This window comes from Kitasatospora sp. NBC_01300, assembly GCF_041435235.1.
Taxonomy (GTDB): Bacteria; Actinomycetota; Actinomycetes; order Streptomycetales; family Streptomycetaceae; genus Kitasatospora.
In genome coordinates this window covers 1,126,029-1,140,996 of sequence record NZ_CP108408.1, presented here as the reverse complement: position 1 = coordinate 1,140,996, position 14,968 = coordinate 1,126,029, and the positions used below count along the sequence as shown (strand labels likewise).

Annotated in this window: 11 protein-coding genes; 4 read left to right on the top strand and 7 right to left on the bottom strand. The window is 75.2% G+C overall.

The annotated features are described in order from the left end of the window. Positions 1-58: 58 nt before the first annotated feature. Together OG556_RS04900 and OG556_RS04895 are read right to left on the bottom strand one after the other, a co-directional pair. Positions 59-511: an NUDIX hydrolase gene (locus tag OG556_RS04900; protein ID WP_371516032.1), complete on the bottom strand. Its 453-nt coding sequence runs from the start codon at positions 509-511 to the stop codon at positions 59-61. A gap of 41 nt (positions 512-552) precedes the next feature. Next, positions 553-2,061, bottom strand: a complete 1,509-nt coding sequence (locus tag OG556_RS04895) for an SDR family NAD(P)-dependent oxidoreductase (RefSeq protein ID WP_371516031.1) — start codon at positions 2,059-2,061, stop codon at positions 553-555. A gap of 279 nt (positions 2,062-2,340) precedes the next feature. On the opposite strand from OG556_RS04895, the gene OG556_RS04890 reads away from it, so the two are divergent. After that, positions 2,341-3,780, top strand: a complete 1,440-nt coding sequence (locus OG556_RS04890) for a GuaB1 family IMP dehydrogenase-related protein (RefSeq protein ID WP_363623589.1) — start codon at positions 2,341-2,343, stop codon at positions 3,778-3,780. Here OG556_RS04890 and OG556_RS04885 read toward each other — a convergent pair. The 3 genes from OG556_RS04885 to OG556_RS04875 all read right to left on the bottom strand — a co-directional run bounded on the left by OG556_RS04885 (position 3,741) and on the right by OG556_RS04875 (position 6,399). Then, complete coding sequence (locus tag OG556_RS04885) at positions 3,741-4,667, bottom strand: DUF5995 family protein (RefSeq protein WP_371516030.1); 927 nt, start codon at positions 4,665-4,667, stop codon at positions 3,741-3,743. The two genes, OG556_RS04890 and OG556_RS04885, sit on opposite strands and share 40 nt — an antisense overlap. Positions 4,668-4,780: 113 nt before the next feature. Next, positions 4,781-5,170, bottom strand: a complete 390-nt coding sequence (locus OG556_RS04880) for a DUF3224 domain-containing protein (RefSeq protein ID WP_371516029.1) — start codon at positions 5,168-5,170, stop codon at positions 4,781-4,783. A gap of 140 nt (positions 5,171-5,310) precedes the next feature. Next, positions 5,311-6,399: a PP2C family protein-serine/threonine phosphatase gene (locus tag OG556_RS04875; RefSeq protein WP_371516028.1), complete on the bottom strand. Its 1,089-nt coding sequence runs from the start codon at positions 6,397-6,399 to the stop codon at positions 5,311-5,313. 217 nt (positions 6,400-6,616) lie between these two features. Here OG556_RS04875 and OG556_RS04870 point away from each other — a divergent pair, with 217 nt between their 5' ends. The 3 genes from OG556_RS04870 to OG556_RS04860 all read left to right on the top strand — a co-directional run bounded on the left by OG556_RS04870 (position 6,617) and on the right by OG556_RS04860 (position 9,483). Next, on the top strand, positions 6,617-7,585 hold the full coding sequence (locus OG556_RS04870) for a pseudouridine synthase (RefSeq protein WP_371516027.1): 969 nt from the start codon (positions 6,617-6,619) through the stop codon (positions 7,583-7,585). A 72-nt stretch (positions 7,586-7,657) separates the two neighbouring features. After that, the gene (locus OG556_RS04865; RefSeq protein ID WP_371516026.1) at positions 7,658-8,419 is read left to right on the top strand and encodes an SDR family NAD(P)-dependent oxidoreductase; all 762 of its coding nucleotides are present in this window, start codon (positions 7,658-7,660) and stop codon (positions 8,417-8,419) included. Then, positions 8,416-9,483, top strand: a complete 1,068-nt coding sequence (locus tag OG556_RS04860; RefSeq protein ID WP_371516025.1) for an S-adenosylmethionine:tRNA ribosyltransferase-isomerase — start codon at positions 8,416-8,418, stop codon at positions 9,481-9,483. Before OG556_RS04865 ends, OG556_RS04860 begins: the two co-directional genes overlap by 4 nt. 94 nt (positions 9,484-9,577) lie before the next feature. Here OG556_RS04860 and OG556_RS04855 read toward each other — a convergent pair whose 3' ends face one another. Together OG556_RS04855 and OG556_RS04850 are read right to left on the bottom strand one after the other, a co-directional pair. Next, the gene (locus OG556_RS04855) at positions 9,578-13,258 is read right to left on the bottom strand and encodes a SpoIIE family protein phosphatase (protein WP_371516024.1); all 3,681 of its coding nucleotides are present in this window, start codon (positions 13,256-13,258) and stop codon (positions 9,578-9,580) included. Positions 13,259-13,463: 205 nt separating this feature from the next. After that, on the bottom strand, positions 13,464-14,957 hold the full coding sequence (locus tag OG556_RS04850) for an MFS transporter (RefSeq protein WP_371516023.1): 1,494 nt from the start codon (positions 14,955-14,957) through the stop codon (positions 13,464-13,466). Positions 14,958-14,968: the final 11 nt, after the last annotated feature.

Below are 14,968 nucleotides of genomic sequence, written 5' to 3'. Positions count from 1 at the left end.
ACGGGCCGCCCGGGGGGCTCTCTCGGCGTCCGGGCGCCGCCGGCGTACCCCGTCGCCCTCAGCGGGTGACGGGGTACCCGGTCGTTCCGGCCCGGACCACCGAGGGCCGTTCCGGCAGCCAGCTGCCGAGGACCAGCGAGGACGGGTAGAACATCGGCTCCGGCAGCGCGTCCACCGCGACGCGCTCCCAGCCGCCGCAGGCGTGCGGCTCGGTGACGACCGCCTCGGCCAGGCTCGGCGGCGCCAGCACGGCGGCGGTCAGCCGGGGCCGGCCGAGCTCGTGGTCGAGCAGGAGGGCGAGCACCCGCATCTCCTCGGCGGGCAGCACGATGCCGGTCTCCTCGGCGAGTTCGCGGGCCGCCGTCTGCTCGAAGGACTCGCCGGGATCGACCTTTCCGCCGGGCAGGCTCCAGGTCGGCGGCTCGCCGGCGGTGGTGCGCCGGCCGATCAGCACCCGGCCGTCCCCGGTGGGCACGATGATTCCGGCGCCGAGCAGCGGTGCGGTGGTCAATTCGCCATCTCCTTCGCGGGGGTCCTCGCCAGGATCGGGGACTACCAGTTGGAGCGCTCGTAGTCCTTCAGGAAGCAGCCGTACAGGTCCTCGCCGAGCTCGCCGCGGACGATCGGGTCGTACACCCGGGCCGCGCCGTCGACCAGGTCGAGCGGGGCGTGGAAGCCCTCGTCGGCCAGCCGCATCTTGTCCGGGTGCGGCCGCTCGTCGGTGATCCAACCGGTGTCGACGGCGGTCATCAGGATGCCGTCGGTCTCGAACATCTCGTGCGCGCTGGTGCGGGTGAGCATGTTGAGCGCGGCCTTGGCCATGTTGGTGTGCGGGTGGCCGGCGCCCTTGTAGCCGCGCTGGAACACGCCCTCCATCGCGGAGACGTTGACCACGTACTTGCGGCGGGAGGCGGAGGCGGCCATCGCCGGGCGCAGCTGGCTGATCAGGATGAACGGCGCGGTGGAGTTGCAGAGCTGGACCTCCAGCAGCTCGACCGGGCCGACCTCCTGGACGGTCTGCACCCAGCTGTTGGTGGGCGCGAGGTCGGGCACCAGCCCGCCGGCGTCGATCGCGGTGCCGGCCTCGATCCGGGCGGGGGTGGCGGAGCCGGTGACGAGCGCGAGCGAGGTGACGTCCTCGGCGGCCATCCGCTGCGCGTCGCCGCTCGCCTGGTGGGGGAGGGCAGGCAGGTCGACGCTGCCGCTGCCGAAGCGGCCGATGGTGGTGGCCTGCGGCAGCTCGCCGGCCGGCAGCGGCGCGGACTCGGCGGCGATCAGCTCGCGGTAGGACTCCGGCGGGCGGCGCACGGTCTGCGCGGCGTTGTTGATCAGGATGTCCAGCGGGCCGTCGGCGGCGACCTCGTCGGCGAGCGCCATGACCTGGGCCGGGTCGCGCAGGTCGATGCCGACGACCTTGAGGCGGTGGATCCACTCGGCGCTGTCCGGCATCGCGGTGAAGCGGCGGATGGCGTCGTTGGGGAAGCGCGTGGTGATGGTGGTGTGGGCGCCGTCGCGCAGCAGCATCAGCGCGATGTACATGCCGATCTTGGCCCGGCCGCCGGTGAGCAGCGCGCGCTTGCCGGTGAGGTCGGCGCGGGCGTCCCGGTGGGCCCGGTTCTTGACGGCGCAGTCCTGGCAGAGGTTGTGGTAGAAGGCGTCGACCTCGACGTACCGCTGCTTGCACGTGTAGCAGGAGCGGGGCCGCTCCAGGATGCCGGCGATCTCGGTGCTGGTGACGGTGGTCAGGCCGAAGGCGCCGGCGGTCTCGTCGTCGATCCGGGTGGGGGCGCCGGTGGCGGTGCGCGCGGTGACCTCGCGGTCGTTGGCGGTCTTGCGGGCCCGGGTCTCCTGGCGGCGGCGCTGCTTGAGCGTCCGGAATATGCCGCCGACGGCCTGGCGGACGGTGATCGCGTCCGGGTGGTCGACGTGCAGCTGGTCGAGCTCGGCGAGCACGTCCAGGCAGAGCCGCAGCCGCTCGGGGTCGAGGCCGGGACCGTAGTCGATCTCCTCCCCGGTGTCCGTGCCGCTCTGGTCCTGCTTGATGTCCACGCCCGCCGTCATTGCCTGTCGCCGCTTCCCGCTCGCCTCGCCGTTACCGCGTGAATGCTACGGGAGTGGCCCTGGCCGGGGCGAAAACCGCCGGCCTTGGATGATCGTCCAAGTCTACGCGCGGAGCATTGATCATGGTTTGTACACAGTGCCAGCAAAGGGCCTCGAACTGGCTTTTGATCCCACCGTCCCGGAGAATCGAATGCTGGGTGCCGGGCGCCCGAGTGCGCCCGGCGGCAGTGCCGCAACCGCACCCGAGGTGTAATTTCTCCCAGCCAGAGAGCCCCCTTCATGCGCTTCCTGAACGACCTCAAGCCCTCGTACGACCTCACGTACGACGACGTCTTCATGGTCCCCAGCCGTTCCGCCGTGGGCTCCCGGCAGGCGGTCGACCTCTCCTCGAACGACGGCACCGGCACCACCATCCCGCTGGTCGTCGCCAACATGACCGCCATCGCGGGCCGCCGGATGGCCGAGACCGTCGCCCGCCGCGGCGGCCTGGTCGCCATCCCGCAGGACATCCCCACCGAGGTCATCGCCGAGGTCGTCTCCTGGGTCAAGCAGCGCCACCTGGTGCACGACACCCCGATCACCCTCGCCCCGGGCGCCACCGTCGCCGAGGCGCTGTCGCTGCTGCCCAAGCGCGCGCACGGCGCCCTCGTGGTCGTCGAGGACGGCAAGCCGGTCGGCGTCGTCACCGACTCCGACTGCCAGGGCGTGGACCGCTTCACCAGCCTCGCCGACGTGATGTCCCGCGACCTGCTGCTCCTGGACGAGGGCATCGACCCGCGCACCGCCTTCGACAAGCTCACCGAGGCGCACCGCAAGCTCGCCCCGGTCGTCGACGCCGAGGGCCGGCTCGTCGGCATCCTCACCCGCAAGGGCGCGCTGCGCGCCACCCTGTACACCCCGGCCGTGGACGCCGCCGGCAAGCTGCGGATCGCCGCCACCGTCGGCATCAACGGCGACGTGGCCGGCAAGGCCAAGGCCCTGATCGACGCCGGCGCCGACGTGCTGGTCGTGGACACCGCGCACGGCCACCAGGAATCGATGATCAGCGCGCTGCGCGCGGTGCGCGGCCTCGACCCGCGGATCCCGATCGTGGCCGGCAACGTGGTCTCCGCCGCCGGTGTCCGCGACCTGGTCGAGGCGGGCGCCGACATCCTCAAGGTCGGCGTCGGCCCCGGCGCCATGTGCACCACCCGGATGATGACCGGCGTCGGCCGCCCGCAGTTCTCCGCCGTGCTGGAGTGCGCCGCCGAGGCGCGCCGGCTCGGCAAGCACGTGTGGGCCGACGGCGGCGTCCGCCACCCGCGCGACGTCGCGATGGCACTGGCCGCCGGCGCCTCCAACGTGATGATCGGCTCCTGGTTCGCCGGCACCTACGAGTCCCCGGGCGACCTGCAGACCGCCGCCGACGGCCGCCAGTACAAGGAGAGCTTCGGCATGGCCTCGGCCCGTGCGGTGAGCAACCGCACCGCCCAGGACTCCTCGTACGACCGGGCCCGCAAGGCGCTGTTCGAGGAGGGCATCTCGCACTCCCGGATGTTCGTCGACCCGGCCCGCCCGGGCGTCGAGGACCTGATCGACTCGATCGTGGCCGGTGTGCGCAGCTCCTGCACCTACGCGGGCGCCAACACCCTGGAGGAGTTCCAGGAGAAGGCGATCGTCGGCATCCAGAGCGCGGCCGGCTACGCCGAGGGCAAGCCGCTGCACTCCAGCTGGGCCTGATCGGGCCGGGCCCGAGCGCCCGCTCCTTCACCGGCCGGCCGGTTCCTCGCCTCGGGGAGCCGGCCGGCCGCCGTGCGGGGGGCGTCCGGCGCGTGTGGTGAGCAGCAGCAGCCCGCGTCCGGTGCGGGGTGCGGGCCGAGCGGGAGCAGCAGGGCGTGGCCGAGCAGGCCGGCCGAGCAGTCCAGGGCGGCGGCGAAGGCGCGCGCGGCGGCCGGCACCGTGCGCAGCTCCCAGAGCGCCTGGACGGCGGACCACGCCCCCTCGCGGGCGGCCTCCACCGACCAGACGCCGAGCAGGTGGGTGAGCGGCTCGGCGCGTTCCAGCAGGTCGGGGCCTGGCATCAGCTGCTCCCGGACGGTCGTCTCCACCTCCGCCAGCAGGCCGTTGATCCGGTGGTAGTCCGCCGCGAGCCCGGCAGGCTCGCAGCCCCGCCGCAGGCAGGTGTCCACGACGGCGAGCGGCAGGTCGTGCTGGATGTGGGCGTTCATCCCGGCCAGCGCGAACTGCAGCGGGTGCACCCCCGGGTGGGCGCGCAGCGCGAACAGCGGACGCCAGCAGGCGGGCGGCTCCTGCCCGGCCGCGTCGGCGGCCACGGCCAGCAGGTAGCGCCCGGCGAACACCGTGTCCAGCTCGGCCATCGCCGCCGGATCGGCGAAGTACGAGCCGGCGAGCCGGTCGCGGACGGCCTCCGTGACGGTGAGGTAGAGCCGGTTGAAGACCGCCACCCCGTCCGCCGGGGGCAGGCCCTTCCCGATCTCCCGCAGCCGACCGACCACCTCCTCGACCGTGACCGGCGCCGGGACCTGAGTCGTGACCTGAGCCGTGACCGCGTTCGCGGCCAGCACCGCGACCGGCGTGCCGTCCGCCGTCATCGTCGTACCGGGCATGCGCCACCCTCCGATGTCGATCGTGCACTGATCGCATCATCGTGACAGCGCGGACGGCAGCCCGGTGCGTGCGGCGCGCGGTACGCGGCGGAGACCAGGCGGACACCAGATGATCAGCCCAGCTCGTGCTCCAGGACGTAGGTGTGGGTGCCGGCCTCGTCGACGGTCAGGCGGAACTCGCCGGTGAGCCCGGCCAACTCGCCCGACCCGGTGCCCGGCACCACGCGTATGGTCGTCCCGCCGGTGTCCCACGCCGCGTGCTGGAGCACGAACGAACCCTTCCGCCCGTCCAGTTCGCCCGTCACGTGCTCCACCGCGACGTACGACGCCGGGCCGCCCGAGGGGCCCGCGACGGAGAGCATCCGCACCTCGCTGGTGCCGCTCAGCCCGCCCGTGAAGTTCTTGGAGATCCGGACCCGCCCGAAGGACGCACCCTCGCGCTCCTCCGTCTCCACCGGTTCGAAGCTGGTCAGCTCGAACGACCCGCTGGCCTTGGCCCCCATGGCGCTCTCCCTCCGACGATCGCTACCCGGCCGGCCCCTCACCGACCGTGTGCGAAGCCTTGCACACGGCACTGACAATCGGCCGGGCCGTCACTGCTCCCGCCTGCCCGTCCGCCCTCCGCCCGTCCGCCCTCCGCCCGTCAGTGCTCCCAGCGGAGCGCCAGCAGCGCCGCGTCGTCCGTCAGCCCGGCGTCGCCGACCCAGCCGTCGACGTCCGCGAGCAGGTCCTCCAGCAGGTCCGCCGGGCTCCCCGCGGGCAGCCCCGGCAGCCGCTCCTCCAGCGGGTAGAACCGCCCCTCGGCGTTGCGGGCCTCGGTGATGCCGTCGGTGTACAGGAGCAGCAGGTCCCCCGGCAACGGCTCGAAGCCGCCCGTCGGGTACCCGTCACCGGTCAGCCCCCGCAGCCCGAGCGGCGGCGCGGCGTACGCCGGCGTCAGCGCGCGCACCCGGCCCGCGCGGCGCAGCAGCGGGGGCGGGTGCCCGCAGTTGACCACGCCGACCGGTCCCTGCTCCGCGGGCACGGTGAGCAGCAGCGCGGTGGCGAAGCGCCCCTCGTCCGGCCGGGCGGCGAGCGCCGCGTCCAGCCGCTCGGCCAGCCGCCCGAGATCGGGCTCCGTCCGGGCCGCCTCGCGGAACACCCCCAGAACGTCGGCCGCCGTCTCCACCGCCGGCAGCCCGTGCCCCTGCACGTCCCCGAGCAGGATCCGGGTGCCGTAGCGGGTGTCGACCACCGCGTACAGGTCCCCGCCGATGCGTGCCTCGGCCGCCGCCGCGACGTAGCGCACCGCGGTGCGCAGCCGCCCGATCCGCTCCGGCGGAGGGCGCAGCAGGGCCCGCTGCGCCGCCTCGGCGACCGTCCGGACGTGGAACAGCTCCCGCTCCCGGGCCGCGACCAGGACGACGTTGGCGGCGCTGGCCAGGGTCGCCGCGAGCACCGTGATCAGCGCGGTGATGTGCACCTCGGCCGGCAGTTCGGTGTTGGTGGTCTCCAGCAGCCCGACCGCCACGACGGCGATGCCCCCGGCGGCCAGCGGCACCCGGGCGCTGCGGGTGGTCGCCCCGGCCAGGACTGGCGCGACGGCCAGGACGGGGGAGAGGGTCGTCCCCGGTCCGGTCACCAGGTCGGCCACCACGGCGGCGACCAGCAGCCCGAAGGCGCCGACCAACAGCATCCGGGTGCGCCGCGGCAGGTGCAGCGGCGGCACACCGTCCGGGCCGTCTGCGCTCACACGTCCTCCCGGCTGCTCCCGGCGGATTGGCGACCTACCGTCCACTGTGCTCCGCACTCCCCGTGAGCGGCACCTCGGGGGCCCGGGGCTGCTCGGGCAACTCGGGCAACTCGGGGACCTCGGGGACCTCGGGGACCTCGGGGACCTCGGGCAACTCGGGGACCTCGGGGACCTCGGCCGAGGCCGCCCCGGGCGGGCGGACTACGCTGGCCGGGAGATGAGACGCAAGAGCCGCCGCCCGGCCTCCCCCCTCCCGCAGCGCCACGGTGTGGACCCGGTGCACCTGCGGCTGCCGCCCGAGGGCCCCTGGCCGACCGTCCGCGCCTACCTGGTCGAGCGGCTGCCGGCCGTGGCCGCCGCGCGGATCGACGCGGCGCTGGGCGGCCGCGAGATCGTCGGCGAGCACGGCCCGGTCGCCCCGGACGAGCCGTTCCGGCCCGGCGCGCACCTGTGGTTCTACCGGGACCTCCCCGAGGAGGTCCGCGTCCCGTTCGAGCTGGAGGTGCTGCACCGCGACGAGCACCTGGTCGTCGTCGACAAGCCGCACTTCCTGGCCACCACCCCGCGCGGCCGGCACGTCGTCGAGACGGCCCTGTCCCGGCTGCGGCACAGTCTCGACCTGCCCGCCCTCAGCCCCGCGCACCGGCTCGACCGGCTCACCGCGGGGCTGGCCATGTTCGTGGTGCGGCCCGAGGAACGCGGCGCCTACCAGACTCTGTTCAGCGACCGGTTGGTGCGCAAGGAGTACCAGGCGATCGCCCCGTACGACCCGGCGCTGGAGCTGCCGCGCACCGTGCGCAGCCACATCCTCAAGGAGCGCGGGGTGATCGCGGCCCGGGAGCTCGACGCGCCGCCGAACAGCGAGAGCCGGATCGACCTGCTGGAACGCCGCGACGGCCTGGCCCACTACCGGCTGCGGCCGCTGAGCGGGCGCACCCACCAGCTGCGGCTGCACATGTGCGGCCTCGGCGTGCCGATCCTCGGTGACCCGGTGTATCCGGTGGTGCTGCCCGAACCGGCCCCGGACGACTTCCGCAGCCCGCTCCAACTCCTCGCCTCGGTGGTCGAGTTCACCGACCCGCTGACCGGCCGGGAGCGCCGCTTCGACACCCGCCGCACCCTCGCCGCCTGGACGGACCCGCAGGCCTGGGCCACCGGCCCCGGTCCGGCGCCCCATACGGGCTAGGCCCAACGGACGACCGGGTCCCGGTCCCGGCGGCCGATCCGCCGCCGCCCCTCGCGGGGCGAGGGTGGGGACATGAACGCAGCACAGCACACCGCCCCCGCCCAGGCCCCCGCCCCCGTCGCCGTGGTCACCGGCGCCTCCCGGGGCCTCGGCCTGGCGCTCGCCAAGGCCCTCGCCGCCGACGGCTGGCAGCTGGTGATCAGCGCCCGTGGCGCGGCCGGACTCGCCGCCGCCGAGACGGCCCTGGCCGCCGTCACCAAGGTCGTCGCCCTCTCCGGTTCCATCGTCGACGACGACCACCGTGCCCACCTGACCGCGGCCGCCGACGGGCTCGGCGGCGCGAGCCTGCTGGTCAACAACGCCGGTACGCTCAACGGCGCCACCGTGGCCGGCGCCGAGCCGCTGCCCCGGCTGGCCGACTTCCCGCTGCCGGACCTGCTGGAGACCTTCGAGGTCAACGCGCTCGCCCCGATCGCCCTCACCCAGCTCCTCCTGCCGCAGCTGCGCGCCCGCGCCGGGGCCGTGCTCAACATCAGTTCGGACGCCGCCGTCGTGCCCTACCTCGGCTGGGGCGGCTACGGCGCCAGCAAGGCGGCGCTCGACCACGCCACCGCCGTACTCGCCCGCGAGGAGCCGGAGTTGCGGGTGTGGGCGGTGGACCCGGGCAGCATGCGCACCGAGATGTTGCAGGAGGCCAGCCCCGGTGAGGACATCTCCGGCGAACCGCTGCCCGAGGAGGTGGTGCCGGTCCTGCTCGGACTGCTGCACGACCGGGCCCCCTCCGGCCGCTACCGCGCCGAGGACCTGAAGGCCGCAGCCAGGGGTGGGCGATGACCGGACTCGTGGACCTCGGCCTCGACGTCGCCGTACCGCCCGAACTCTCCGCCCGGGCACCGGCGGAGGCGCGCGGCGGAGCGCGGGACGGCGTGCGGATGCTGGTCGGCCGGCGCGACCGGGGGAGCGTCGAGCACCACCGCTTCACCGAGCTGCCCGTGGTGCTGCGCGCGGGTGACCTGCTGGTGGTCAACAACTCGGCCACCCTGCCGGCCGCGCTGCCCGGCCGACTGCCCGACGGTACGGCGGTCGCGCTGCACCTGTCCTCCGCCCAGCCCGACCGACGCGGCTCCCACCTGGTGGAGTTGCGGCGGGTGGTGCCGGGGTCGGCGGCCGCCTACTACCCGCCGGCCGACTCCCCGGCCCGCCCCGGTCTGCGGGTGGCGCTGCCCGCCGGCGGTGCGGCGGAGCTGGTCGCACCGTTCACCGCCCGGCTCTGGTACGCCGAACTGACCCTGCCGGCAGGGCTGTTGCCGTACCTGGAGGTGCACGGCAAGGCGATCCGGTACGGCTACGTGGACCGCGACTGGCCGATCGAGGCCTACCAGACGGTGTTCGCGACCGTCCCCGGAAGCAGCGAGATGCCCAGCGCCGCACGGCCGTTCAGCGCGGAGGTGGTGGCCCGGCTGGCGGGTCGCGGGGTGCTGGTCGCGCCGGTCACGCTGCACACCGGGGTGGCCTCGCCGGAGGCGCACGAGGCGCCGTACGCCGAGCGGTTCCACGTCCCGGCGGCCACCGCCCGCCTGGTCGGCCATGCGCGGGCCGGGGGCGGGCGGGTGGTCGCCGTCGGCACCACGGTGGTGCGCGCCCTGGAGTCGGCCGCCGCGCCGGACGGCACCGTCCAGGAGGCGGACGGCTGGACGGAGTTGGTGGTCACTCCGGAGCGCGGGGTGCGCGCGGTCGACGGCCTGCTCACCGGCTGGCACGAGCCCAGCGCCTCGCACCTGCTGATGCTGGCCGCCGTCGCCGGGCGGCCCCTGCTCGCCGAGTGCTACCGGGCCGCCGTCCAGCACCGGTACCTCTGGCACGAGTTCGGCGACGTGAACCTGCTCCTGCCGGACTGAGCCCGCGGGCCGTGGCGACCGGTCGCGGGCCGGATCACCCGGTCGCAGGCCGCGTCGCCCGGTCGCGGGTCGTGCCGCCCGGTCGCGGGCCGGATCACTCGGACGGGCTGCCCGGGGGCAGTTCCAGCTCGAACCAGACCACCTTGCCGTCCCCGGTGCGGCGGCTGCCCCAGCGGTGCGCGAGCTCGTTGACCAGGTGGATGCCGCGCCCGCCCTCGTCCTCGGCGCGGGCGCGCCGGATCCGGGGCGCCTCGCTCTCCTGGTCGGCGACCTCGACGGTGAGCGCCCGGTTGCAGAACAGCCGCAGCTGGGTGGGGGATCCGGCGTGCACCAGGGCGTTGGTGATCAGCTCGCTGGTGAGCAGTTCGGCCCAGTCGGCGAGCGCTTCGAGGCCCCAGGAGGCCAGCGTCTCGCGGGTGAACCGGCGCGAGTGGGCGACCATCGCGCGGTCGCCGGTGAGCGGCAGGCTGGCGATCCGGTCCGCGCCGACCGGCCGGACCTGCGCCATGATGACGGCGATGTCGTCCTCGCTGGTGGGGCCGGTGAGTTCGGCCAGGACGGCGTCGCAGGTCTGCTCCAGCGACAGGCGCCGGTCGGCGACCGTCCGGCAGAGCAACTGCAGTCCCTCGTCGATGTCGTGGCCCCGGCGCTCGACCAGCCCGTCGGTGTAGAGCGCCAGGATGGCCTCCTCGGGGAGGGTGAACTCCACGCTCTCGAACGGGACCCCGCCGACGCCGAGCGGTGCGCCGGGCGGCAGTTCGACCAGGTGCGCCCGCCCCTGCGGATCGGCGACGACGGGCGGCAGGTGGCCGGCGCAGGCGGCGGTGCAGTGGCGGTCCACCGGGTCGTACACCACGCAGACGCAGGTGGCGAACTGGCCCTCGCCGAGCGCGCTGGAGGCCTCGTCCAGCCGGTGCAGGACGCGCTCCGGGTCCAGGTCCAGGGTGATCAACGTCCGGGCGACAGTACGCAGTTGGCCCATGGTGGCGGCGGCCCGGATGCCGTGGCCCATCACGTCGCCGACGATCAGCGCGACCCGCCCCGAGGAGAGCGGCACGACGTCGAACCAGTCGCCGCCGACCTCGCTGACCACGCTGCTGGGCAGGTAGCGGTAGGCGAGGTCGAGGCCGAGCGTGCGGTGGATCTCCTGCGGCAGCAGGCTGCGCTGGAGGGTGAGCGCGGTGTCCCGCTCACGCCGGTAGAGCCGGGCGTTGTCGATCGCGAGGGCGGTGCGCGCGGCGAGTTCCTCGGCCAGCGAGCGGTCCTCCGGGCCGAACGGCTCCGGGTTGCGGGTGCGGACGAACTCCGCGCCGCCCAGCACGAGTCCGCGTGCCACCAGCGGCACCATCAGGTACGAGTGCACCCCGGCGGCCATCCCCGGCTGGACCCGGTCGGGCGAGGCGGCGATCCGGCGCATCTCCTCCTCGGTCACCTCGGAGACCAGAATCGAGCGCCGGGTGCGCAGGCTCTGGGCGTACAGCTGGGCGGACTGCGAGGTCTCGCCGACCTGGTCGGAGGCCGCCGTCATGGTGCCGTCCCGAGTCGCCTCGCCGACCGCCACCGCCCGCATCAGTATCGTCTCGTTGTCCGGGACGGGGCCGGGCTCCTCGCCGCCGAGCACCGCGTCGCGCAGGTCCACGGTGACGAAGTCGGCGAAGCGCGGGATCACCACCTCCACCAACTCCTGGGCGGTGCGGTGCAGATCGAGGGTGGTGCCGATCCGGGTGCTGGCCTCGTTGAGCAGCGACAGCCGCTGCTGCGCGGCCCGGGCCGCGTCCAGCGCCCGCTGCCGGGCGGCGGCCGCGTCGCGCTCGCGGGTGAACAGCAGCGCGTTGTCGATGGACACGGCGGCCCGCACCGCCAACTCGCCGGCCAGCGCCAGGTCGTCCTCCTCGTACGGGCGCTCCACCAGGGTGCGGTAGAAGCCCGCGACGCCGACCGCGGTGCCGCGCGCGATCAGCGGGACGACCATGAAGGAGCGGACGTTCTGCTCCCGCACCGCCGCGGCGCGCACCGGGTCGTCGGCGAACCAGGCCATCCCCTCCGCGTCCATCCGCGGCACCAGGACCGGCTTGCGGTGCGCCAGGCTCCACGCGTACGGCGTGCCGGGTACGAAGCGGTGCACCCCGCCGAGCCGGGCGACCGGCCGCAACGTCGAGCCGAGCACCGAGTGGAAGGCCATCCGCCGCAGCAGCGCCGAACCGTCCGCCGGGGCGCGGGCCTCGCGCTCGCCGCGGACCAGGTCCTCCAGCACCTCCACCACCACGGAGTCGGCCAGCCTGGGCGTCGCCACCTCGGCCAACTCCTGCGCGGTCTGGGCGAGATCGAGGGTGGTGCCGATCCGGGTGGAGGCCACGTTGACCAGCGCCAGCCGCTCCTGGGCGGCCTTCGCCTCGCGCAGCGCCTGCTGCCGGGCCAGGACGGTCTGGTGCTGGCGCAGGTACAGCCGGGCGTTGTCGATCGCGACGGCGGCCCGCGAGGCCAGCTCGTCGCCGAGGGTGATGTCGGCCTCGTCGAACGACTCCCGGTCGCCGCGCCGCGAGTACACCACCATGCCGAGCGTGGTGCCGCGCGCCACCAGCGGGGTGATCCGCACCGAGCGGGGCCGGTCGCCGAGGTAGGCCCGGCGGTGGCTCTCGGTGATGGCCTCGCTCAGCAGCGGCAGCTCCCAGGACGGCACCACCACCGTCCGCCCGGTGGCCAGCGCCCGGGCGTACGGGGAGTCCGGCGTCAGCTCGTACAACGAATCCACCGGCAGTGACTCGGCCGGGTACAGCGGGTCGGTGGTGGCCAGGGCCAGCCGGCGGACCAGTTGCGGCGCGTCCGGGTCGGGCGGTTCGACGTTCCGCCCGGCCACCAGCACCTCCAGCGCGAACACCCCGCTGATGTCGGCGACGCTGGGCACCATCGCGTCGGCCAGCTCCCGGGCGGTCTGCCGCAGGTCGAGCGTGGTGCCGATGGAGGCGGTCGCGTCGACCAGCAGGGCCAGCCGCTCCTGGGCCCGCGCCGCCCGGGCCTCGGCGCGGAACCGCTCGGTGACGTCGATGACGGTGGAACTCACGCCGAGCACCCGGCCGCCGGGTTCCTCCAGCCGGAAGTACGAGGCGGACCACGCGTGGTCGTGCTGCGGGTCGCCCGGGGTGCGGCCGTGCGAGCGGGTGTCCACCACCGGTTCGCCGCTCTCCAGGACCCGCCGCATCACCGACTCCACCTCGGCGCCGTTGATCCCGGGCAGCACCTCGATGACCCGGTGGCCGAGCTGCTCCTCGACGGGCAGGCCGTTGGCCCGGGCCAGCGCCTCGTTCAGCCGGACGAAGCGCAGCTCGGGGTCGAAGACGCCCATGCCGACGGGGGACTGGGTGAAGAAGCCGTCGAGCACCGCCAGGTCCGCCTGGATCCGGCGCAGCGTGGTCACGTCGGAGGCGACCGCCAGCACCAGCGTGCGGCCGTCCGGCCCTTTGATCGGATGGGTGCGGAACTCCAGGTTCACCAGGTGCCCGTCCCGGTGCCGGACCGGGAACACACCGGACCAGGCCCGGCCGTTCAGGATCTGCTGGAACAGCTCCAGCACCTCGGGCCGCTGCTCCTCGGAGGTCAGCAACTTGGCGGCCCTGGCCCCGATCGCCTGCCCCGGGGAGTAGCCGAGCAGTGCCTCCGCGTCGCCGCTCCAGTGCAGGATCCGGCCGTCGGCCTCGATCAGCGCCGTCGCGATCGGCACCATCAGCAGGGCGTCCTGTTGCGGCTCGCCCAGGTGGTGTTCGTTGTCGTTCACCATGGCCAGAGAACCGTCCGGAGATCGTCCCCACCAGCCCTGCCATCTTCGCACGCGGCCCCGGCGGGCCGCTCACCGTAGCGGGGCGCACCGGAGCGGCAGCGGGCGCAGGGGAGGAAGCCGTTGAGCTCCCGGCGGCCCTGGAGGCCCTGGCGGCCCCGGCGGCGGTCGAGCGCGGGAAGTCGGCCGGGCCGACTTCCCGCGCGCCTCACCGGGTCGCGGCCCGCTCGCGGGCCGGGTCGGCCTCCGCCGCGCTGCCGCCCCGGGCTCCGGTGGTGCGGGCTTCGGCGGCACGGGCGGCCAGGGCGAGCAGCGCGCCGACGAGGCACAGGGCGGCGGCGACCAGAACGGCCCGGTCGGTGCCCGTGGCCAGGGCGCGGGCGGCGGCCTCCCGGCCGGGGCCGCCCGGTCGGGCCGAGCCCGCGACGGCCACGGCGACCGCGACGCCGAGCGCCGAGCCCAGGTACCGGGAGGTGTTGTTGGCACCCGAGCCCATGGCCGCCCGGTGCGCCGGGACGCTGCTGACGGCCAGCCGGGCCAGCGCCGCGTTGAGCACCCCGCTGCCGACGCCCGCCACCGCCAGGCCCGGCGCCAGCCGCAGCCAGCCGGAGCCGGGCGCCAGCCCGTACAGGCCCGCCTCGCCGAGGCCGCAGACCGCGAGCCCGGCGGCGACCTGCGCGGTGGCCGACAGGTGCGCCGCCAGCCGGCGCGCCTGGAGCGCGGACAGCACCGACAGGCCGGACCACAGCGCCAGCACCCCGCCCGCGGCCAGGCCGGACAGGCCCAGGACGCCCTGGAGCAGGGTCGGCAGGTAGCTCATGAAGCCGACCAGCGAGATCCCGGTGAACAGCGCCCCGCCGGTGGCGGCGACGAAGCCGGGGCTGCGGAACAGCGCGAGGTCCAGCATCGGCTCCCGGACCTTCGCCTCGACCAGCCCGAACAGGGCCAGCAGCAGCACCCCGAGCGCCAGCAGCGCGACGACCACCGGCCGCCCCCAGCCGCCGCGCCCCTCGGCCAGCCCGGCGATCAGGCAGGACGTCCCGGCGGCCAGCGTCAGCACCCCGTACGGATCGAGGGCGCGGGGCCGTTCGGCCCGCGACTCGGTGAGGACGGCGGCCGCGTACGCCGCCAAGGCGGCCGCGACGACCGCGAGCCCGCCGCTGACCGCGCGCCAGCCGGCCCACTGCTCGACCAGCGCGCCGTACACCGGGCCGACGGCGATGCCGAGGCCGACGGCGGCGCCCCAGACCCCGAGTGCCCGGATCCGGCCCGGTCCGGGCGGGTGGGCGTGGCTGATCAGGCCGAGCGCGGGTGCCAGGACGGCGGCCGAGGCGACGCCGAGCAGCACCCGGGCGGCCAGGTAGACGGCGCCGCCGGGGGCCAGCGCGGCCAGCGCCTCGGCGGCCGCGAACAGCAGCACGCCGAAGGTGAAGACCCGCTTGCGGCCGTGGTCGTCGGCGGCGCTTCCGGCGGTGAGCAGCAGGGCGGAGACGCCGACCAGGGTGCCGGTGAGGATCCAGGTCCGGCCGGTGGCCCCGAGGTGAGCGGCCTGGGCGGTGGCGGCGAGCGAGGCGGTGGGGGCGGTGTAGGCGACGGTGACCAGCGCGGTCGCGGCCGCGGTGGCGGCCAGGGTGGCGCCGGGCCGGGCGGGCGCGGTGACGGGCGCGGTGGCGGGGGAGGAGCCGGGTGGTGCGGGGGACATGAGGTGTTCCC

Coding starts and splice junctions, on each gene's coding strand:
- OG556_RS04895 (WP_371516031.1), bottom strand. CDS start 2,061: ATGACGGCGGGCGTGGACATCAAGCAGGACCAGAGCGGCACGGACACC.
- OG556_RS04885 (WP_371516030.1), bottom strand. CDS start 4,667: ATGCCCGGTACGACGATGACGGCGGACGGCACGCCGGTCGCGGTGCTG.
- OG556_RS04850 (WP_371516023.1), bottom strand. CDS start 14,957: ATGTCCCCCGCACCACCCGGCTCCTCCCCCGCCACCGCGCCCGTCACC.
- OG556_RS04855 (WP_371516024.1), bottom strand. CDS start 13,258: ATGGTGAACGACAACGAACACCACCTGGGCGAGCCGCAACAGGACGCC.
- OG556_RS04865 (WP_371516026.1), top strand. CDS start 7,658: ATGAACGCAGCACAGCACACCGCCCCCGCCCAGGCCCCCGCCCCCGTC.
- OG556_RS04890 (WP_363623589.1), top strand. CDS start 2,341: ATGCGCTTCCTGAACGACCTCAAGCCCTCGTACGACCTCACGTACGAC.
- OG556_RS04880 (WP_371516029.1), bottom strand. CDS start 5,170: ATGGGGGCCAAGGCCAGCGGGTCGTTCGAGCTGACCAGCTTCGAACCG.
- OG556_RS04860 (WP_371516025.1), top strand. CDS start 8,416: ATGACCGGACTCGTGGACCTCGGCCTCGACGTCGCCGTACCGCCCGAA.
- OG556_RS04870 (WP_371516027.1), top strand. CDS start 6,617: ATGAGACGCAAGAGCCGCCGCCCGGCCTCCCCCCTCCCGCAGCGCCAC.